Raw genomic sequence first — 20,328 nt, forward strand, 5'->3', positions numbered from 1 at the left:
ATGAACAATCGCGTGTAAGCATCCCACCGAAAAGCTAATGCGCGGGGGGTTTGGGGGCGGCACTTCGACACGCTCAGTGACCGCGCCACGCCCCCAACGGGGGGTTTGGGGGGTAGAACCCCCCAAAAGCTTGGATTGAGTGATAAAACTGAAAGTAACACACCCAATTTTAGGAGAAAGTTTCCCTTGAAAAATCCCAAATTAGTAGATTTACAAAAATGAGATGCACCCCACCCTACACCCAGGAAAAACTCTTTGCCGCAAACCCTACTTATAAGCGTCCATCCCCTCACAGGAACAAACCAGATTTCTGTCCCCGTAGGCATTATCAACCCGTCCCACTACTGGCCAGAATTTATAATCTGTTAGCCAAGAAAGCGGGTAGGCTGCCTGTTGACGGGAATAGGGACGACTCCAATCATCGGCAGTTAAAACTGCAGCTGTGTGGGGGGCATTTTTCAAAGGATTATCGTGGGGATCCATGCTACCATTAGCGATCGCTTGTACTTCTTGATAGATAGTTAACAAAGCTTCACAAAAACGGTCTAATTCGCCCAAAGATTCGCTTTCCGTGGGTTCCACCATCATTGTACCCGCCACCGGCCAAGAAACCGTCGGCGCGTGGAAACCGAAATCCATCAAGCGTTTTGCCACATCTTCCACCTCGATGCCGGCCTGTTTTTTCAGGGGACGTAAATCAATCACGCACTCGTGGGCAACCGTTCCCGCGCTACCCTTAAATAACACTGGATAGGCCGACTCCAGACGAAAAGCCATATAATTAGCGTTCAAAATTGCCACTTCTGTCGCTTTTTTCAAGCCGGCGGCCCCCATCATGGCGATATACATCCAAGAAATCACCAAAATGCTGGCACTACCCCAAGGCGCGGCCGAAATTGCCCCAATCGAGTCCTGATGCTTACCGTTAGCGGTTTCTGGGGATAATTTCGCCGAAACTAGGGAAATATCGGGCAGAAAAGGCACTAAATGGGATTTTACTCCGATTGGTCCCATACCAGGTCCGCCACCACCGTGGGGAATACAGAAAGTTTTATGGAGATTCAAGTGACAGACATCAGCGCCAAAATCCGCCGGACGACATAAACCCACCTGAGCATTCATATTCGCGCCATCCATATACACTTGACCACCGTATTGATGAATCAAGGCGCAAATTTCGCTAATTCCCTCTTCAAAAACGCCGTGAGTGGAAGGATAAGTCACCATCAAAGCTGCTAGATTATCCTGATGCTTCTCGGCCTTAGTTTTTAAGTCATCAATATCAATATTGCCCCGAGAATCGCAATTAACCGCCACTACTTTCATACCACACATAACAGCACTGGCAGGATTAGTCCCGTGAGCGGACTCAGGAATTAAGCAAATCTGACGATGACCTTGACCGCGACTTTCATGGTAGGCTCGGATCACCTGTAAACCGGCATACTCTCCCTGAGAACCGGCGTTCGGTTGTAGAGAAATGCCATCAAACCCGGTAATTTCCCCTAACCAAGTCTCTAACTGTTGAAAGAGCAGTTGATAGCCTTCTGCTTGGTCAATCGGTGCAAAAGGGTGTAATTTGCCGAATTCTGCCCAAGTTACTGGAATCATCTCCGCTACGGCATTGAGTTTCATCGTACAGGAACCGAGGGGAATCATGGAAGTATTTAAGGCTAGATCCTTTGTTTCCAGACGGTGCAGATATCTGAGTAATTCCGTTTCCGAGTGGTAACGATTGAACACCGGCTCGGTAAGATAGGCACTGGTACGGGTTAAATTAGCGGGTAATTCTAGACTAATTTTCTCGACTAATTCCGCCGTGGTAAAGGGTAATTCCTCGGTGGGGGCAAAAATTTGCCATAAATCCCACACATCCCTGAGACTGCTGGTTTCATCGACACTAATCCCTAAATTATTGTCATCAAAATAACGCAGATTAATCTTATGGGTTTTTGCCTTGGCAAGGATGTCCTTAACTCCCGTGGATACCGTAACTTTGAGCGTATCGAAGCGCGGTTCTTTCCCCACTTGATAACCCAACTGTTTTAAGCCAGTTGCCAATAAAGCGGTTAATTTCTGCACTCTTTGGGCGATTTTCTTGATTCCTTCCGGTCCGTGATAGACTGCGTACATAGAAGCAATCACCGCTAGTAACACCTGTGCGGTACAAATATTACTGGTGGCTTTATCCCGGCGGATATGTTGTTCGCGGGTTTGCAAAGCTAAACGCAGTGCGGGTTTACCCTGACTATCCTTCGATACCCCGACAATGCGCCCCGGAATACTGCGTTTATAGGCATCTTTGGTGGCAAAATAAGCGGCATGGGGACCCCCATAACCCAAGGGAACCCCAAAGCGTTGACTGCTACCCACGGCAATATCAGCCCCCAATTCGCCGGGGGGAGTCAACAGAGCTAAACTGAGAATATCGGCGGCAACGGTGACTAAAGCCCCATTTTCCTGCGCTTTGGCGATAAATTCCCGATAGTCATAAATTACGCCATCGGTGGCTGGATATTGTAATAGTGCGCCAAAAATCGGCGTTTGGAAGTCAAAGAGACGATGATCCTCGATAATAATGTCAATACCTAAAGGAATCGCTCTGGTTTTAACAACTTCAATCGTTTGGGGATGGCAACTACTAGAGATAAAGAAAGCATTGGCTTTAGTTTTACACAGTCCGTAACTCATGCTCATCGCTTCTGCGGCTGCTGTTCCTTCATCGAGGAGGGAAGCGTTAGCAATTTCTAGACCGGTTAAGCTAGTGATGAGAGTTTGGAAGTTTAAGAGAGCTTCTAAGCGTCCTTGGGCGATTTCCGCTTGATAGGGAGTATAGGCGGTGTACCAACCCGGATTTTCTAAGATGTTGCGGAGAATTACCGGCGGGGTGATACAGTCATGGTAGCCCATGCCAATAAAGGAGCGAAATACCTGATTTTTTGAGGCAATCGCTTTTAATTGAGCAAGAGCGGCGTATTCACTCAAGGCAGGTGGTAGATTAAGGCTTTTTTTTAAACGAATTGCTGCGGGGACAGTTTGAGCGATTAACTCCTCAACAGTAGCAACACCCAAAACCGCCAGCATTTTCTCGATTTCCGTCTCCGTCGGTCCAATATGACGGTTAACAAAGCTATCGGTGCAGTCTAGCAGGTCTTGCAGGTCAGCAGGAGCGAATTCCTCGGTTTTCTCGGCCGTAATTGACCTATTTAGCATATTAATCTCGGTTTCAACAATTACAAAAGTGCTGCGTTTCATCGCTAGGGGTGATTTTAACGCAACTTGTAAAATTTTTGTAATATTTCAAGTCAGCAATCGGCAAGATAAAGCGGAAGCTAATTTGCTATCGAAAGCATTCATAAAATTAACCTCACTACTGCTTCGTCACCAAAAACCAACCGGAATCCGTGGACTCGATCACCTTTAATCCTTCTAAATCAGTAGCTTCTTTGGTTTGACGATCGATAATTAGGTAAGGTTGCTTGTGACTTTGCCAATGATTGATTAATTCTTCAGTAGCAAGGGGAAAAACCCGACGACCACTATAAAAATTTAATGAGGGGCGCTCGTAGGCAAAAGCAATATAAACAGGGTGATCTGCTGGCACATATTTCTGTACTAAACTCGCCACCGGTTTGACAGAGAAATTCTCATTTAATTCCCAGATCCACAGGGGAGAATTGACAAAAATAAACAAAGAAACCAACATTCCCCAGAGTAAAACCACGCTGAATTGTTCCGAGCGCCGGGCTAACAAAATCGCCGTTGTCACCATGGTCAGGGAAAGTGATAATAAGGTTAAAAGAATTAAGGGATGGATCGGTTCGATCGGGGCAAAATTACCAGGAAAATAGGCGATTAAAGCTAATAAACCCGCCACAACACCGACAATACCCAGAATAATTGACCAGATTGGATGATAGGGGCGATCGATGGGAAGATTACCCAGCTGCGCCAAGGCATAACCGGCCGCTAAAGCTAAGGCCGGATAGATCGGCAGAATATACCAAGGCAACTTAGTCGCCATTACCGAAACCACCAACAGATAAACACCCGTCCAAACTAACAGTAACTTCGCCCAACTGTAGAGATGTTCCTGACGGGCTAAACGTAAACCCCAAACCGAGAAAATTAACCAGGGCCAACTATATTTAAGAATTTCCAGCAGATAATACCAAAACGGTCCGCGATGATTGTCCAGATCGTCACTAACTCGCTTTAACTGTTGAACAAAAAGGGAATCGAGAAACTCCCGCTCGTAGTGCCAAAATTGGGCGCTATACCAAGCAAAAGCGGGAGTTGCTCCCAATAACCAACCCGACCAAAAATAGGCAGACGTTAATAACCGGGGGGTATCCCAGAGCAGAAAAATAAAGCCGATACCCGCCAATAATAGCCCCATAATACCCTTAGTCAGACAAAGGAGGGCAAATCCTAACCCCGCCCCCACAGACCAGCGTAAATCGCGCCGTGAGCGCAGTAAACCAACAAACATCAGGATTTCAAAACACAATACCGCTCCATCCAACATGGCTAAACGGCCATGGCGCACCACCGGTAAAAGAGTTAAATAGATCAAGGCCGACAGTAAAGCTGGCAAACGAGCCGGAAAAATTTCTCGACCGAGAAGGTAGAGAAGCGGCACCGATAAAGCTGTAAAAAAAGCAGGAATTAGTCTAGTATTGGCCTCATTGATGCCCCAGAAATGGTAGGTTAGACCAATTAAACTATGAATCAACGGCGGTTTATTCAGGTAGGGATCACCCCAAAGACTAGGAAATAACCAGCGCAATTGTTCCAGTGGGGTTTGGCTAATTTCCTTGGCCACCTGAGCGATGGTCGCTTCATCCCAATCCCGCAAGGGTAAATTACCTAATCCCACTAGATAGATAATTAAGGCCGCTATTAATAATCCCAGTAAACACAGAAATTCTTTAAAATTTTCTCTCTGACGCAATTTATAGCTAGAATATCCCCAAGTAAATTTTTGACGGTTCATAAGCTAGGTCAGTAAACAGTTAACTGATTATGTATTGGTATAATGGCGAATTAATCGAGGATGAGCGAATAAGTCTCGGTATTGATGATATTGGGCTGCTTTATGGAGCGACAATATTTACTACCCTGCGTATCTATCAACAAAGCTTAGATCATCCCCTGACCCATTGGCAAGACCATCTCCAACGTCTGCACTCTAGTTTACAGGTTTTCCACTGGCCCGATCCCGATTGGCGGCGAATTCGCCAAGGAGCCGAAAAATTATCCCTATTCTATCCTGTCCTGAGAATTACAATTTTTCCCGATGGTAGGGAGTGGATTAAAGGCAGATTTCTCCCCGAAGATTTAAACCTTAGACAAGAGCGGGGAATTATTGGGTGGGTAGTGGATAATCCCGCTTGGCAACGGGTTTTAGGAGAACATAAAACTGGTAATTATTTAACTCCTTGGTTAGCGTCACAAACTGCTCAAAAAAAAGGGGCAAAAGAGGCGATATTAGTCGATCGATTGGGGAATTGGTTAGAAACTAGCACGGGTAATTTATGGGGATGGAAAGATAATTGCTGGTACAGTCCCCTGCTTACTGCTGATATTTTACCCGGAATCGGGCGCTCGGCTTTGATCGGTTGGTTAAAAAAACAAAATATTTCCCTGCAAGAAAATATCTGGACCCCGGAATTTGTCGGGACTTTACAAGCGATCGCCTATAGTAATTCCGTGGTGGAAATTATCCCTTTTAATTCTATTCTTGGCTGGAATCTACAGATAAATACAGCTATTTATCGGCAAGTTTTACCGGATTTACAGCAATATTTTTCCAGTCAATTAGAGAATAAATAAGGGTGTGTTACTAGAGGCTAACACACCTAAAATCTGGAAATAATACCGCTCAAGCTTTAAAATTCTCGCTCGGAATTAGCCTCACTATCGCGTTTAGAACCGAGTAAATCTAATTGATCGACGAGAATCACCGGTTTAGAGCGAGCTAATCCCGTGTTTTTATCATTCCAAGTATCCATTTTTAAAGACCCTTTAATCCCGATTAAACCGCCTTTTTTTACATAATTAGCGGCCACTTCCGCCGTTTTACCCCAAATTTCCAGATCGAACCAATCTGGCTGATCGCTATTTTTAGAGCGACGATTAACCGCTAAAGTGAAAGTACATAAAACCTTACCCGACTCGAAATACTTGGTTTCCGGGTCTTTCCCCGCTCGTCCCACCAAATGAACCACATTTACACTCATGGTCTTAAATCCTCAATTTAGTACAATAGTATGTTTATTTTAGCCCGAAACCTTGGACTTGACCGGTGGGCAGCCAGAAAATTAGGCCGAAGACTTGCGTAAATCTGGAGAGAAAGAAGCGATAATTAACTAGACTTGAGAAACAAAACGTAATAAAATCCAAGTCGATTCGATCGAAAGTCTAGCTATAGCAACGTTTTATTTATCAGAACAGGAGTGAAAACAAGTGGCGGGTTTTTTTAGACGTCTAGGCTTATCAAGGGACATAGGTATAGACTTGGGGACAGCAAACACCCTCGTTTATGTATCAGGGAAAGGCATCGTTTTAGAGGAACCATCGGTAGTGGCGATCGATCAAGATCGTAACCCGGTCGCTGTCGGGGAGGAGGCCAAAAAAATGCTCGGTCGCACTCCAGGTCATGTCACCGCTCTGCGACCCCTGCGCGATGGGGTAATCGCCGATTTTTACAGTTGCGAGATCATGTTAGCGGAATTTATCAAACGAGCGCTCGATGGCACGATTGGCAATCCCCGCATGGTAATCGGTGTTCCCAGTGGGATTACTGGGGTAGAAAGACGTGCGGTGGTGGATGCGGCCAAAAATGCCGGCTCCCGAGAAGTGGGGTTAATTGATGAACCCGTTGCGGCGGCCTTGGGTGCCGGTTTACCCGTCTCGGAAGCGACGGGAAATATGATCATCGATATCGGTGGTGGCACGACGGAAGTGGCGATTCTCAGTCTCGATGGGACCGTGATCAGCGAATCGGTGCGCGTCGCCGGGGATGAACTCACGGACTCAATTATCGCTTATCTGAAAAAAGTTCATAACCTGATTATCGGGGAACGCACGGCCGAAGATATCAAAATTCGCCTTGGTTCGGCTTATCCCTCCCCCGGAGATGAATTTCCTCCTCTGGAAGTGCGGGGATTGCATCTCATGTCCGGTTTACCCCGCACCGTGACGATCAAAGCGGAAGAAGTGCGGGAAAGTATGGATGAGCCACTTTCCGTGATCGTTGATGCGATCAAACGTACCCTAGAAAAAACTCCCCCCGAATTAGCGGCCGATATTATCGATCGCGGGATCATGTTAGCGGGAGGGGGTGCTTTATTACGGGGACTCGATCGCCTAGTCAGTCACGAAACTGGTATCGTTACCCATATCGCTGAAGATCCCCTGCGCTGTGTTGTCAAAGGCACGGGAGAAGTGTTAAAAAATCAGAAACTCTTTGAGCGGATCGTTAATGAAACAACTCGCAATGTCTAAAGGTCATTAGGATCGGTTAGCCGTTAGCTATCAACAGCGGAAAAATACACGGATTCTCACTCTACACAGCCAAGAGGTTTTAAATCGCTCATGTATTCAGCACGACGAAAATGGACACAGCAGGGATGGCGACTTTTTCTGCTCGCTGCCGCTCTGGGGGGAGCTTGGTACATTCGCACCTATCAAAGTGGGGCGATTTTAGAATTGTATGGTTTATTAACCCGCCCTTTTCAGGGAGAGGAAACTAATCTGCAAGAGCAACTTCTGGCCGATCAACGGGTGCGAGAATTACAAAATCGTTTAAGTGAAGTCGAATATCAAAATCAACAATTAAAAAAACAGCTTGGTTATTATCAAACCCAGAAAAAACCCCTGATTTCTGCCCCAATTATTGGCCGCAGCGCTGATGATTGGTGGCAACAGGTAATTATCGGTCGGGGTAGCACCGATGGTGTGCCAGTGGGTGCTTCGGTGACGGGAATTGGCGGTTTAGTGGGACGGATTACAGAAGTTACTCCCCACACCAGCAAAGTTTTATTGGTCAGTAATTCCCAAAGTCGCATCGGAGCAACGGTGAATCGTAGTCGAGCCATGGGTTTAATTCAAGGTCAGGATTCCCAAGTGGCCACCCTGCGCTTTTTTGAAAAAGCTCCCGATGTCAAACCGGGAGATGTGGTGACTACTTCGGCTTTTAGTAGTCTTTTTTCGCCGGGGTTGCCCATCGGTCGTATAATTTCCCTTAATTTACAGGAAAATCCCGCCCCCACCGCCAAAATTGAATTTACCGCCACCGTGGACAATCTCGAATGGGTGTTCGTTCACCCGCAACCCCAGCAGTGAGAGGGGGAATTATGCTGAAATTAAGCCGTTTATCAGCCCGTTCTCGTTTTATACTGAATATTTTCGTCACTATCGCTTCGTTGCTTCTCTGTACCTTTCTTTCCTTAATGCGGCTACCCGGAATGGAGATTTTAGGCATCGCTCCCAATTGGTTACTGATTTGGTTGGTTAGTTGGAGTCTCAATCGCTCTTGTCTCGATAGTGTGGTGGCCGGATTAGCGATCGGCGCTATTCAAGATAGTTTAACCTCTAATTATCCTTCCCATATCATGGTTTTTGGTCTGATCGGTTTCCTCACTTCCCGTTTACACCGACAACGTTATGTTAAAGAAGAATTGATCGCTGTGGTCTTAATTGTCTTTGTGATGACTTTAATCGCTGATGGTGCGATCGCTTTTCAATACTATCTACAAGGAGGCAAAAATCTCGCCGATCTTTGGCTCGATTATCAACGCATTGGCCTCACTTCTGCTCTGCTTAGTAGTCTCTGGACTCCCCCCCTCTATTACCCTCTCCAGCAATGGTGGCGACAATTTAGCGATCTTTAAACAGTCAGCTTTTTCAGTTATCAGTGAGCAGTGATCAGATTTGAGTTTTCAGTTCACTGATTACTGATTACTGATAACTGTTCACTGATTACTCACCCTCACCCGCTCAACTAACATGAAATACAAACAAAAACTTAGTCAATTTTTTCATAATCTTGCTAATAAATTAGAGAATTCCGAGCAACCCCCTAAAGTCGATCCTATCGACTCCAAATCTGCGCCAGTTGCTGGGGAAAAGCCAGTAGAAGCCGCTTCCGAAGAGAAAAAGGTTAATTTAGTCTCCCGAACCAGTAGTAAGGCTATAGAGACATTAAAACCCATAAAAAACAAATTTACTACCCTGATTGATAATTCTCCCTTACCGCAATGGCGACAACATCCCCGCTTTGGCTTGTACTTGGGATTGGGATTAGGGGTGACTGGGGGACTTTTGGGGGTAGGTTGGGGCATTTATCGCCTTGAAACCTCTCTACCGCAAAATATCGCCGATATACAAACCTATGCTCGTCCCGGCACCCTAACCATTCAAGCCGCTAATGGGGAAATCCTCAAGCAAAATGGCCCTAGCACTTACGAAACCGTGAAAATTGCCCAAGTTCCCCCACTGGTACAGGAGGCCTTTATCGCTAGTGAAGACCGCCGGTTTCGCCAACACGGGGGAGTTGATGGTCAAGGTATTGCTCGCGCTCTCTTTTCTAACCTGAGAGCCGGGGGAGTGGTGGAAGGAGGCAGCACCATCACCCAACAATTGGCCCGGATTGTCTTTTTATCCCAAGAAAGGAGCTTCGACCGCAAATTACGCGAAATGCGTATCGCTCAGAAAATAGAAGATAAATATACAAAAGACCAGATTTTAGAGCGTTATTTTCACCTAGTTTATCTCGGTTCCGGGGCCTACGGTCTGGCCGATGCCGCTTGGTTATATTTCAGTAAATCCGTCGATAAATTAACTCTAGCCGAAGCTGCCACCCTTGCTGGCATTGTTCCCGCTCCTAGTCTCTATTCTCCCCTCGAAAACCCTAAATCTGCCCTAGAACGGCGTAATATCGTCCTCAAAACTATGGCCGAGGTGGGATTTATTACTGCTGCTCAAGCAGAACAAGCGATCGCATCTCCTCTAGGCATTAAAACCAGTCCCCTAAAACGTCTGCAACGGCAAGCGGCCTATTTTACCGATTATGTGGAAAAAGAACTGCCGCAACTGGTTCCCGCTAAAACCCTAGAAGCGGGGGGATTGGTGGTAAAAACTACCCTTAATCCTCCTTGGCAAAGGGAAGGGGAGGAAGTGGTAGAAAGAGCGGTTTCTCGTTATGGCAGGTGGCAGAACTTCCAACAGGCGGCTTTAGTGGCAATTGACCCCAAAAATGGACAAATTAAGGCTATGGTCGGGGGAATTGACCACGATAAGAATCAATTCAATCGGGTGACACAGGCAAAACGTCAGCCAGGATCTACTTTTAAACCTTTTGTCTATGCGGCGGCGATTGCGGCGGGGAAATCCCCCTATTCTAGTTATAAAGATGCTCAGTATGTAGTGGATGGTTATAAACCGGAAAACTACGGTGATAGGTATAGCGGCCGCGAGGTGTCCATGCGCGATGCTTTGACTTCTTCCCTGAATGTGGTGGCAGTTCAGGTGTTAGTGGCCGTCGGTTGGAATCCAGTGATTAAATTAGCTCAAGATATGGGTATCCAGTCGAAACTTTTACCCACTTATTCTTTGGCTTTGGGTGCTTCGGAAGTCAATCTTTTAGAATTGACCAGCGCCTACGGCACTTTTGCTAATAATGGTGTGCATCAACCAGTTTACGGTATTAATCAGGTACTCGATCGCAATGGTAAGGTAATTTATCAAGCCAATTTTAAACCGAAAACTGCTCTGAATAAAAACACGGCAGCGACGATGACTTGGATGCTGCAGGATGTGGTTAATTCGGGAACGGGAACCCCCGCACAAATTGGTCGTCCGGTAGCAGGAAAAACTGGCACTTCTGACAAGGCTCGTGACCTTTGGTTTGTCGGTTATATTCCCCAATTAGTCACGGGAATTTGGCTCGGTAATGACAATAATAAACCCACCAATGGAGCCAGTACCATGTCCGCTTGGATGTGGCGACAATTTATGTTAGAAGCAATCAAGGATATTCCCTATCAAGGTTTCCCAGAACCGAATTTAGGCAAACGTCCGGTGACATTAAAAGCGGAACCAATTAAACCCCGACGTACCTACTTTACCCAAACTACTAACAATCGTTTAGCCAGCAGCGATGAGGGTTCCCCCACCGAAGGACCTATCCGCAGACGGCGACGGGTTCGGGTAAGTCGTGAGCAAACTATCGTCCGTTCTAATACTAGCGAACCCAGCCAACGCCGTTCTAGTCGTCGGCGTACTAGGACTGCTCCTACCAGTGCCGCTGCTCCTCGTCCTGAAAATACGGCCCCCGCAGCAGCTGAACCGATTACCGTTCCCGTCACTGTGGCAGCTCCCGACACTCGTTCGGTTCCCCTACCGGTAACTCCTCCCCCCGATGTGACTCCTCCTGCACCCCCGGCAGAAAGACGCTGAATCGGCAAAAAAAACCGCAGGATTGGCGGGGGTTTTCTTTCCCAAACTGCTCGGTCAAATGGACCGCTTGTAAAAATCAAAAATTGTTGTTAGGGTTAGGATTCAGTAGCCAGTAGTCAGGAGTCAGGAGAATTAAAAATAAGTAATAATCAATTAAATAGTCTATTTACAGATTTTAGGCGATTTAATCCTTATTTTTGCTGTTTTTGAGCCATCAAAAATTAATTATCCAAGAGGTCAAATCTTGGAAACCCATCGGATTTTTGGCGGCGAAACCGGGTAAATTGGCCGAAAGCTTGCCGCTATAATAACTTAAAAGCTTGTTTAATGCCGATGACCAGTCTTATTTCCCCCGCTACCATCTCCTCAACTCGTTTAAGTCTCAGCTATCAAGTGGCTATGTCGGAACCGACTTCACACCTCTTTGAAGTCACTCTACAAATTACCGGTTGGCAAGCTCCGATTTTAAACCTAAAAATGCCGGTTTGGACTCCCGGTTCCTATCTGGTGCGGGAATACTCCCGTTTAGTCCAAGATTTTCAAGCTGTTAACCTTAACAGTCGCAAAGTTGCTAAAAATCACTGGCAGATTGACAATGGTGACAGTTCCGAAATAACGGTCAAATATCGCGTTTTTGCCCACGATTTAACCGTCAGAACCAACCATCTCGATGATACTCACGGTTACTTCAACGGGGCCGCTTTATTTTTCTATATCCCCGATTATCAAAAACATCCCCTCACCCTGACAATTATCCCCCCCCATGGCGATTGGCGCGTTACCACTGCCTTAAAATCTTTACCCGGACAGAAAAACACCTTTCACGTTCCCGATTTCGATACCCTGGTGGACAGTCCTGTGGAAGTGGGGATTCATCAGTTATACGATTTTGTCGTCGAGGGAAAACCCCATCAATTAGCTATCTGGGGACGGGGAAACGCCAATCCTAGTCAAATTATCGCCGATACGACTAAAATTATTCAAACCGAGTCCGCTATGTTCGGTGGACTCCCTTATGATAATTATCTCTTTTTGCTACATCTTTCGGCGGCTGGTTACGGGGGACTAGAACATAAAAATTCCTGTACCCTTAACTATGCGCGTTTGGGATTGCGAGATAAGGATAAATATAATCGTTTTCTGCAATTAGTCGCCCATGAGTTCTTTCATCTCTGGAATATCAAGCGTATTCGCCCAAAAGCTTTAGAAAGCTTCGATTATGACGCAGAAAATTATACTTCTTCCCTCTGGTTTGCCGAAGGAACCACCAGTTATTACGATATGATAATCCCTCTACGGGCGGGAATATACGATAGTAAGACTTTTTTAGAGCTTTTAAGCAAAGAAATCACCCGTTATCTCAATATACCCGGTCGTCTTGTCCAACCTCTAGGCGAATCGAGTTTCGATGCTTGGATAAAACTCTATCGACGGGATAGCAATAGCGATAATAGTCAAATTTCCTACTATCTCAAGGGGGAATTATTGTCGCTGCTTCTGGATTTACTAATTCGCACCCACACCGATAACCGTCGTTCCCTCGATGATGTTTTACGCTCGATGTGGCAACATTTCGGTAAAGAGGAGATTGGTTATACCGATGGGGAGTTGCAGGCAATTCTCGAATCGGCTGCGGGAGTGGATTTAAGCGACTTCTACCAGCGTTATATCGACGGTTTGGCAGAATTACCCTTTAATGAATATCTTGAACCTTTTGGACTCTATCTGCGGGGTGTTGGCAATGGGGAGACGATACCTTATCTGGGAATGCGGGTACAGAGTGAAGCGGGTAAAGAAATAATTAAATTTGTCGAGATGGGTTCCCCTTGCCAAAAAGCGGGAATTAATGCTGATGATGAGTTATTGGCTATCGATGGATTGCGGGTGACGGCGGAACAGTTAAACGAAAGATTAAAAGACTACCGCGCAGGTGATATTATTCAGATAACAGTCTTTCATCTCGATGAATTGCGAACCCTTGCTGTTCCACTGGCTGCCCCGCAGACGATTCGCTATGAAATTATCAGGGTAGAAAATCCTTCTAATAGCCAGAAACAAAATTTTTCCGCATGGGTAAATCCCGTTTAGTTCTTGGTTAAATCAACAAAAAAATGTCTATTACTGCCGAAATTCCTTTCCTTCCTCTCGCCTATTTTGAGAATAAATTTATCCCTTTTACTGAGGCAAAATTATCCGTTGCTACCCACGCACTACACTACGGAACTGCCGCTTTTGGAGGTTTACGAGGTACTCCCGACCCTAGCAATCCTGGACAGATATTATTGTTTAGATTAGAACGTCATTGTCAGCGTTTAAGTCAAAGTGCTAAGTTTCTTAATTACGAGATTTCTGCTGATAAAATCTATGAAATAATTATCGATTTTGTCAAAAATAATCAGTGTCATCGACCTTTTTATATTCGTCCCCTTATCTATAGTTCTGGGTTGGGAATTGCCCCGCGATTGCATGGTATCGAGAAGGATTTTCTAGTCTATGGTCTAGAAATGGATGATTATTTAGCAGCCGATGGGGTTAATTGTCGGATTAGTTCTTGGTATCGTCAAGAGGATAGAAGTTTCCCGTTGCGAGGTAAAATTAGCGCCGCTTATATCACTTCTGCTTTAGCAAAAACGGAAGCGGTAGAATCCGGGTTTGATGAGGCAATTTTAATGAATTCTCAGGGTAAAGTCTGTGAAGCGACGGGAATGAATATTTTTATCATCAGAAATGGTCAGCTAATTACTCCTAGTTTTGACCAAGATATTCTAGAGGGGATTACTAGAGATAGTGTTTTAACTATTGCGCGGGATTTGGGTATTCCGGTTATTGAAAGACCCGTAGATAAGACGGAGTTATTTATCGCTGATGAGGTGTTTTTAAGTGGCACTGCGGCGAAAATTACTCCGATTAAAAGGATTGAAACTTTTTCTTTACCTGCGGCTAAACCGATTACTTATCAGTTAAAAGAAAAGTTAAGTTCTATCGTTCTTAATCAGGAACCAAAGTATCAAGATTGGATTACTCAAGTTCCTTTATAGTCAGAGAAATTTACTTTATTTTTCCTTGAGATGCGTCAAATAATGGCACCTCTCAAGGAACTCTGAAATAAAGAGAATTTATCTATTTTTCGGTTTGGCTCCTTCCTGTATATAGGTTATAGTTTTATTAGGATCAATCTTTAGGATGAGTTTATTATCTCTTGCTATTTTTTGTCTTTGATTATCGCTTTCTTGCTGATTTTGATTACTATCGGTTGTATTTTTCATAGTAGAGCAAATAACTATGATTATACCTTAAACTCTATCAAAGTTGTCAAGAATAGTATTAATCAACTAAATACAAAACTTACTTTGATTCTGACTATTAGTTTATTGGTATTTTGGTTAATTGTGGCTAAGATTTACCTGCTTATATAGTTTCCCTTGACTCTAACCAATCTCTTTATGCTTGGGTGAAGCTGTCCTGCATTTAAACTATGTCTTGGAAATTTTATTACCAATGCTCAAACTCTCAAACTAGGGATGAATTTCTGGTATCGCTGGTCACTGAAATAGGTACAATAAACATTAGCTCGTTTTCATAGAGAACTTAAATGACGCAAAATAATCCCCTAGAGTTGATTGAGAAGTTAGAAACAGGAATCCCCGGCTTTGATTTTCTTTCGGAAGGGGGATTACCGAAAGGAAGAGCAACTTTGATAGCGGGGACGGCAGGAAGTGCTAAAACGGTCTTTGCCTGTCAATTTCTCGCAGAAGGCATCAAAAATGGAGAAAATGGCGTTTTTGTCACCTTCGAGGAGCCACCCCAAGCACTAAGAAAAAATATGGGTGGTTTTGGTTGGAATATCCGGCAGTGGGAGGAGAATCGCCAATGGGCCTTTGTCGATGCTTCCCCCCAACCGGAAGAAAAGCCGATGGTGACGGGAGAATACGACCTAGGCGCATTAATCGCTCGCATTGAATTTGCTATCCGCAAAAATAAAGCTAAACGGGTGTCTATGGATTCTTTAGGCGCAATTTTCAGCCATTTGAGTGATAGCGCTCAAGTGAGAAGTGATCTTTTTCGTCTAGCAACCGCTTTGCGAGAATTGGAGGTAACAGCGATTATGACCGCAGAAAGAACCCAAGAATACGGCGAAATCAGTCGTTATGGGGTGGAGGAGTTTGTGGCCGATAATGTGGTGATTTTACGCAACGTTTTAACCGATGAGAAAAGAAGAAGGACGATCGAAATTTTAAAATATCGGGGAACCGATCACCAAAAAGGAGAATTTCCTTTTACAATTATTCCCAATAAAGGGGCCGTGATTATTCCTTTATCAGCCATTGAACTAGAACAAAAATCCTCTAATATTCGTATTACTTCCGGCAGTCTGGAACTCGATAGAATGTGTGGGGGTGGTTTCTTCCGCGATTCGGTTATTTTGGTTTCGGGAGCCACAGGAACAGGAAAAACCCTGATGGTGACAGAATTTATGGCTGGGGGAGTAAGCAATGGGGAAAGATGTTTAATTTTTGCCTTCGAGGAAAGTCGAGAACAGTTATTTAGAAATGCTACCGGTTGGGGTGTGGATTATGACCGCATGGAAAAGGAAGGTAAATTAAAGGTAGTCTGCCGTTATCCCGAAACCACGGGTTTAGAAAATCATTTAATTATGATGAAGGAAATTATCGAGGAGTTTCAACCTAATCGAGTGGCAGTAGATAGTTTATCTGCTTTAGAAAGGGTTTCTAATCTGAAAGGATTTCGAGAATTTATTATCGGTTTGACTTCTTTTATTAAGCAAAAAGAGGTGGGAGGATTATTTACTTCCACCACTCCCACTTTATTAGGAGGTTCCTCGATCACAGAAGCGCATATTTCTACAATTACCGATTCAATTATTCTGCTGCGTTATGTGGAAATGTATGGAGAAATGCGCCGCGGTATCACTGTTTTAAAAATGCGCGGATCTATGCACGATAAGGATATTCGTGAGTTTTCGATCGATCATCAAGGTATGCACATCGGTCAACCTTTCCGCAATGTTACCGGAATTCTGGCTGGAACTCCTATGTACACAGCACAAACAGAAGTAGAACGTTTGAGTGGATTATTCGAGGATCGTAGTTAAAATATAGCAGCACTTGCTAATCGCGCCTCGGTGGTTAGCTTTTTTCTCCCTATCTCCTTCTTGCTTTCTTGATATGTCTAAAAACTTTTGGTTGATTTTTCTAGGTCTTTTACTGATAAATAATCTACATTTATCAGTCTTGGCAGAAACAGTTTTACAAAGAATTGCTCGCACGAGAGAATTAAAAGCGGCAGCCAGAAAAGATGCTACTCCCTTTAGTTATATCGATGAGAAAACGGGACAATGGACAGGTTACGGAGTGGAATTAATGCGCTTAGTCCAACGTCGATTAGCACAAGAATTAGGTAAACCGGTTACAATAAACTTTACAGAAGCGACGACTAATAATCGTTTTCAGCAAGTGGAACAGGGACAAGTAGATTTATCCTGTAATGCGGCAACAATCACGGAAGAAAGACTAGCAAAGGTTAATTTTTCTATTCCCTATTTTATGACGGGAGCGCAATTTTTAACTAAAAGGGAAAATGTTGATAAAATAGATATTAATAACACTTTAGCGGCAGTTGCGATCGCCTATATTCCCCACACCACCACCGATAGTATTATTCGTTATATCTATCCTCTGGCTAATTGGCAAGCTGTCAGCGATCGAAGTGAAGCAGTGGCAAAATTACAAAGGGGAGAAGTAAAAGCAGTGGTTAGTGATGGAATTCTTCTACTGGGGGAAATCGTTAAACAAGGACAGGATCCGCGACAATTTGTGCTACTACCCAGTCAACCGATTACCACCGAACTTTATGGCTGTATTTTACCCAAAAACGATCCCGAATGGAAAAAATTTGTTGATACTGTCGTCGGCAGCAATGATAACCAGAAACTTCGAGAACAATGGTTTAATTTAGAACAAGGTTTTTTCCCCTATACGATTCTCAATCAACCCTAAAAATAGACTGTGATTGCTGAAAATTAAAAGTAAGTAAATTCTGTTTTTTTCCCCTTTTCCTTGTCACTTTTTCCTGAAAAACTATGTCTTTTGTCGGTTTACATATTCACAGTGATTATAGCTTACTTGATGGTGCTTCCCAATTACCGGCACTAATTGATCGAGCGATCGAATTAGGACAACCAGCGATCGCTTTAACCGATCATGGAGTCATGTATGGTGCGATCGAATTAATTAAAACCTGTCGTAATAAGGGAATAAAACCAATTATTGGCAACGAAATGTATGTAGTTAATGGCGATATTGAAGTCAATCTTCGCCACCGAAAATATCATCAAGTTGTTTTAGCCAAAAACACCCAAGGCTATAAAAATCTGGTTAAATTAACTACTATTTCTAATCTGAAAGGTATTCAAGGTAAAGGCATTTTTGCTCGTCCTTGTATCAATAAAGAGTTACTCCAACAATATCACGAAGGATTAATAGTTACCAGTGCTTGCTTGGGTGGAGAGATTCCCCAAGCAATTTTAGCTAATAACAGAAAATTGGCTAAGGAAACTGCTAAATGGTATAAAAAACTTTTTGGTGATGATTTTTATTTAGAAATTCAAGACCACGGTTCTAAAGAAGATCGGATTGTCAATGTAGAAATAGTTAAAATTGCTAAAGAATTAGGAATTAAAGTAGTTGCTACTAACGATTCTCACTTTATTTCCTGTTACGATGTAGAGGCACACGATGCCTTGCTTTGTATTCAAACTGCCAAGTTAATTACTGAAGACAAACGCCTCCGTTATAGCGGCACAGAATACTTAAAATCTGCTGATGAAATGCGCTTACTTTTCCGTGATCATCTGCCAGAAGATGTGATTGAAGAAGCGATTAATAACACCTTAGAAGTAGCAGAAAAAGTCGAACCTTATAACATCTTTAATGAACCAAGACTGCCTAATTATCCAGTTCCTGCGGGACATACTGCTGATAGTTATGTAGAAGAAATTGCTTGGTTAGGATTACTAGAAAGATTAAAATGTCCTTCTCGTCACGAGATTGAGCCTGTTTACAAAGAAAGGCTTGAATACGAATTAAAAATGTTACAGAAAATGGGATTTTCTACCTATTTTCTCGTCGTTTGGGACTATATAAAATATGCTAGAGATCATGATATTCCCGTCGGTCCAGGACGCGGTTCGGCGGCGGGTTCTTTGGTAGCATATTCTTTAAAAATAACCAATATTGATCCCGTTCATCACGGTTTATTATTTGAGCGTTTTCTCAATCCTGAACGGAAATCTATGCCTGATATTGATACGGATTTCTGTATCGAGAGACGGGATGAAATGATCCAATACGTCACGGAAAAATACGGGGAGGCTAATGTTGCCCAAATCATTACTTTTAACCGCATGACATCAAAAGCTGTTTTAAAAGATGTAGCGCGGGTGTTAGATATTCCCTACGCCGAATCGGACAAAATGGCGAAAATGATTCCCGTTTCTCGCGGTAAACCCACACCTTTAAAAGTGATGATTTCCGATGAAACTCCCGAACCAGCATTTAAGGAAAGATACGATACGGAACCCCATGTGCGTCATTGGTTAGATATGGCAATTCGTATCGAAGGTACTAATAAAACCTTCGGAGTTCATGCTGCGGGAGTTGTCATTTCTTCCCAACCTTTAGATGAAGTGGTTCCCCTCCAGAAAAATAATGATGGTGCAGTAATTACCCAATATTTTATGGAGGATTTAGAATCATTGGGATTGTTAAAAATGGACTTTTTAGGGTTAAGAAATTTAACCACTTTGAAAAAAACCGCCGATTTAATTAAACAAAATCAGGGCATAGAAATTGATCTGGATCAATTGCCTTTAGATGAAAGAAAAGCCCTGCAAATTCGGGCTAAAGGAGAACATAAAAAACTACCTCCCGATATTCTCAAAACCCACGGATTACTAGAAGAGGGGGATTTAGAAGGTATTTTCCAGTTAGAATCGTCGGGGATGAAACAGATAGTTAAAGAGTTAAAACCATCGGGTATTGAGGACATATCTTCAATCCTAGCACTCTATCGTCCAGGTCCTTTAGATGCGGGATTAATTCCTCTCTTTATTGGCAGAAAACACGGTAGGGAACCCATTCGTTATGATCATCCTTTATTGGAACCAATTCTTAAGGAAACCTACGCAGTTTTAGTCTATCAAGAACAGATTATGAAAATGGCGCAGGATTTAGCGGGTTATTCCCTAGGAGAAGCGGATCTATTGCGTCGAGCAATGGGTAAGAAAAAAGCCTCCGAAATGCAGAAACAAAGGGAAATGTTTATCGATGGTGCTGCTAAAAATGGTGTGGAAAAAAGAATCGCTGAAAATCTCTTTGAACAGATGGTAAATTTTGCCGAATATTGTCTGGGAGGTGAGACGTTAATTTTAACCGAGGAATACGGATTATTACCAATTGCTAAAATTGTGAGCGAAGAAGTTAACTGCACTGTTTATAGTGTAGATAAAAATGGTTTTGTTTATAGTCAACCAATCTCTCAATGGCACGAGCGGGGTTTACAAGAAGTCTTTGAATACACCCTAGAAAATGGGCAAACTATCCAAGCAACCAAAGATCATAAATTTATGACTAGCGACGGAGAAATGTTAGCCATAGATACAATATTTGAGCGAGGTTTAGATTTAAAATCCTCTGATTTTTCCTAAAAACCAAACCCCCCAATCTGGTGAGATTGAGGGGTAGGAAAGAATAATCCTGGCATCGAGCTATTGTCCCGGTCGGCAACCCGACAAGTATCTTGGCCACGGTGAAGTTTCACAACCGAGTTCGGGATGGAATCGGAGTG

The 20,328-nt window shown here is 43.8% G+C and carries 14 protein-coding genes and 1 pseudogene; 10 read left to right on the top strand and 5 right to left on the bottom strand.

Annotated features, from left to right (window positions below):
* The 3 genes and pseudogenes from IM462_RS21250 to IM462_RS13105 form a co-directional block, all read right to left on the bottom strand.
* Window positions 1-200, bottom strand: a pseudogene (locus IM462_RS21250) (hypothetical protein); the annotation flags it as partial.
* A 67-nt stretch (window positions 201-267) separates the two neighbouring features.
* Complete coding sequence (gcvP, locus tag IM462_RS13100) at window positions 268-3,255, bottom strand: aminomethyl-transferring glycine dehydrogenase (protein WP_287703838.1); 2,988 nt, start codon at window positions 3,253-3,255, stop codon at window positions 268-270.
* Window positions 3,256-3,370: 115 nt separating this feature from the next.
* On the bottom strand, window positions 3,371-4,996 hold the full coding sequence (locus IM462_RS13105) for an ArnT family glycosyltransferase (protein WP_287703840.1): 1,626 nt from the start codon (window positions 4,994-4,996) through the stop codon (window positions 3,371-3,373).
* A 29-nt stretch (window positions 4,997-5,025) separates the two neighbouring features.
* Between IM462_RS13105 and IM462_RS13110 the strand changes: the two genes are divergently transcribed.
* Entirely contained in the window at window positions 5,026-5,835 is an 810-nt protein-coding gene (locus IM462_RS13110) for an aminotransferase class IV (RefSeq protein ID WP_287703842.1), read from the top strand.
* 56 nt (window positions 5,836-5,891) lie between these two features.
* On the opposite strand, the gene IM462_RS13115 is transcribed toward IM462_RS13110, so the two are convergent.
* Entirely contained in the window at window positions 5,892-6,242 is a 351-nt protein-coding gene (locus IM462_RS13115) for a single-stranded DNA-binding protein (protein WP_194017098.1), read from the bottom strand.
* Window positions 6,243-6,468: 226 nt separating this feature from the next.
* Between IM462_RS13115 and IM462_RS13120 the strand changes: the two genes are divergently transcribed.
* The 6 genes from IM462_RS13120 to IM462_RS13145 all read left to right on the top strand — a co-directional run bounded on the left by IM462_RS13120 (window position 6,469) and on the right by IM462_RS13145 (window position 14,501).
* Window positions 6,469-7,509, top strand: a complete 1,041-nt coding sequence (locus IM462_RS13120) for a rod shape-determining protein (RefSeq protein WP_287703844.1) — start codon at window positions 6,469-6,471, stop codon at window positions 7,507-7,509.
* A gap of 90 nt (window positions 7,510-7,599) precedes the next feature.
* Entirely contained in the window at window positions 7,600-8,349 is a 750-nt protein-coding gene (gene mreC, locus IM462_RS13125) for a rod shape-determining protein MreC (RefSeq protein WP_287703846.1), read from the top strand.
* Entirely contained in the window at window positions 8,316-8,897 is a 582-nt protein-coding gene (mreD, locus tag IM462_RS13130) for a rod shape-determining protein MreD (protein WP_287703848.1), read from the top strand. The genes mreC and mreD overlap by 34 nt, the downstream gene beginning before the upstream one ends.
* 115 nt (window positions 8,898-9,012) lie before the next feature.
* On the top strand, window positions 9,013-11,463 hold the full coding sequence (locus IM462_RS13135) for a transglycosylase domain-containing protein (protein ID WP_287703850.1): 2,451 nt from the start codon (window positions 9,013-9,015) through the stop codon (window positions 11,461-11,463).
* A gap of 327 nt (window positions 11,464-11,790) precedes the next feature.
* Complete coding sequence (locus IM462_RS13140; RefSeq protein ID WP_287703852.1) at window positions 11,791-13,551, top strand: M61 family metallopeptidase; 1,761 nt, start codon at window positions 11,791-11,793, stop codon at window positions 13,549-13,551.
* Window positions 13,552-13,574: 23 nt separating this feature from the next.
* Complete coding sequence (locus IM462_RS13145; RefSeq protein WP_287703854.1) at window positions 13,575-14,501, top strand: branched-chain amino acid transaminase; 927 nt, start codon at window positions 13,575-13,577, stop codon at window positions 14,499-14,501.
* Between the two features lie 78 nt (window positions 14,502-14,579).
* Here the strand turns inward: IM462_RS13145 and IM462_RS13150 are convergent, their stop codons facing one another.
* The gene (locus IM462_RS13150) at window positions 14,580-14,729 is read right to left on the bottom strand and encodes a hypothetical protein (protein ID WP_287703856.1); all 150 of its coding nucleotides are present in this window, start codon (window positions 14,727-14,729) and stop codon (window positions 14,580-14,582) included.
* Between the two features lie 326 nt (window positions 14,730-15,055).
* On the opposite strand from IM462_RS13150, the gene kaiC reads away from it, so the two are divergent.
* From kaiC to IM462_RS13165, 3 genes are all read left to right on the top strand, one after another.
* On the top strand, window positions 15,056-16,576 hold the full coding sequence (gene kaiC / locus IM462_RS13155) for a circadian clock protein KaiC (RefSeq protein ID WP_046660448.1): 1,521 nt from the start codon (window positions 15,056-15,058) through the stop codon (window positions 16,574-16,576).
* Between the two features lie 73 nt (window positions 16,577-16,649).
* Entirely contained in the window at window positions 16,650-17,480 is an 831-nt protein-coding gene (locus IM462_RS13160) for an amino acid ABC transporter substrate-binding protein (protein WP_287703859.1), read from the top strand.
* Between the two features lie 83 nt (window positions 17,481-17,563).
* Complete coding sequence (locus IM462_RS13165) at window positions 17,564-20,188, top strand: DNA polymerase III subunit alpha (protein ID WP_287703861.1); 2,625 nt, start codon at window positions 17,564-17,566, stop codon at window positions 20,186-20,188.
* The last annotated feature ends 140 nt before the right edge of the window (window positions 20,189-20,328 follow it).

Source organism: Microcystis sp. M144S2 (assembly GCF_020246065.1).
In the GTDB taxonomy this organism is placed as follows: Bacteria; Cyanobacteriota; Cyanobacteriia; order Cyanobacteriales; family Microcystaceae; genus Microcystis; species Microcystis ichthyoblabe_A.

Coding starts and splice junctions, on each gene's coding strand:
- gcvP (WP_287703838.1), bottom strand. CDS start 3,255: ATGAAACGCAGCACTTTTGTAATTGTTGAAACCGAGATTAATATGCTA.
- IM462_RS13105 (WP_287703840.1), bottom strand. CDS start 4,996: ATGAACCGTCAAAAATTTACTTGGGGATATTCTAGCTATAAATTGCGT.
- IM462_RS13110 (WP_287703842.1), top strand. CDS start 5,026: ATGTATTGGTATAATGGCGAATTAATCGAGGATGAGCGAATAAGTCTC.
- IM462_RS13115 (WP_194017098.1), bottom strand. CDS start 6,242: ATGAGTGTAAATGTGGTTCATTTGGTGGGACGAGCGGGGAAAGACCCG.
- mreC (WP_287703846.1), top strand. CDS start 7,600: ATGTATTCAGCACGACGAAAATGGACACAGCAGGGATGGCGACTTTTT.
- mreD (WP_287703848.1), top strand. CDS start 8,316: ATGGGTGTTCGTTCACCCGCAACCCCAGCAGTGAGAGGGGGAATTATG.
- IM462_RS13135 (WP_287703850.1), top strand. CDS start 9,013: ATGAAATACAAACAAAAACTTAGTCAATTTTTTCATAATCTTGCTAAT.
- IM462_RS13140 (WP_287703852.1), top strand. CDS start 11,791: ATGCCGATGACCAGTCTTATTTCCCCCGCTACCATCTCCTCAACTCGT.
- IM462_RS13145 (WP_287703854.1), top strand. CDS start 13,575: ATGTCTATTACTGCCGAAATTCCTTTCCTTCCTCTCGCCTATTTTGAG.
- IM462_RS13150 (WP_287703856.1), bottom strand. CDS start 14,729: ATGAAAAATACAACCGATAGTAATCAAAATCAGCAAGAAAGCGATAAT.
- kaiC (WP_046660448.1), top strand. CDS start 15,056: ATGACGCAAAATAATCCCCTAGAGTTGATTGAGAAGTTAGAAACAGGA.
- IM462_RS13160 (WP_287703859.1), top strand. CDS start 16,650: ATGTCTAAAAACTTTTGGTTGATTTTTCTAGGTCTTTTACTGATAAAT.
- IM462_RS13165 (WP_287703861.1), top strand. CDS start 17,564: ATGTCTTTTGTCGGTTTACATATTCACAGTGATTATAGCTTACTTGAT.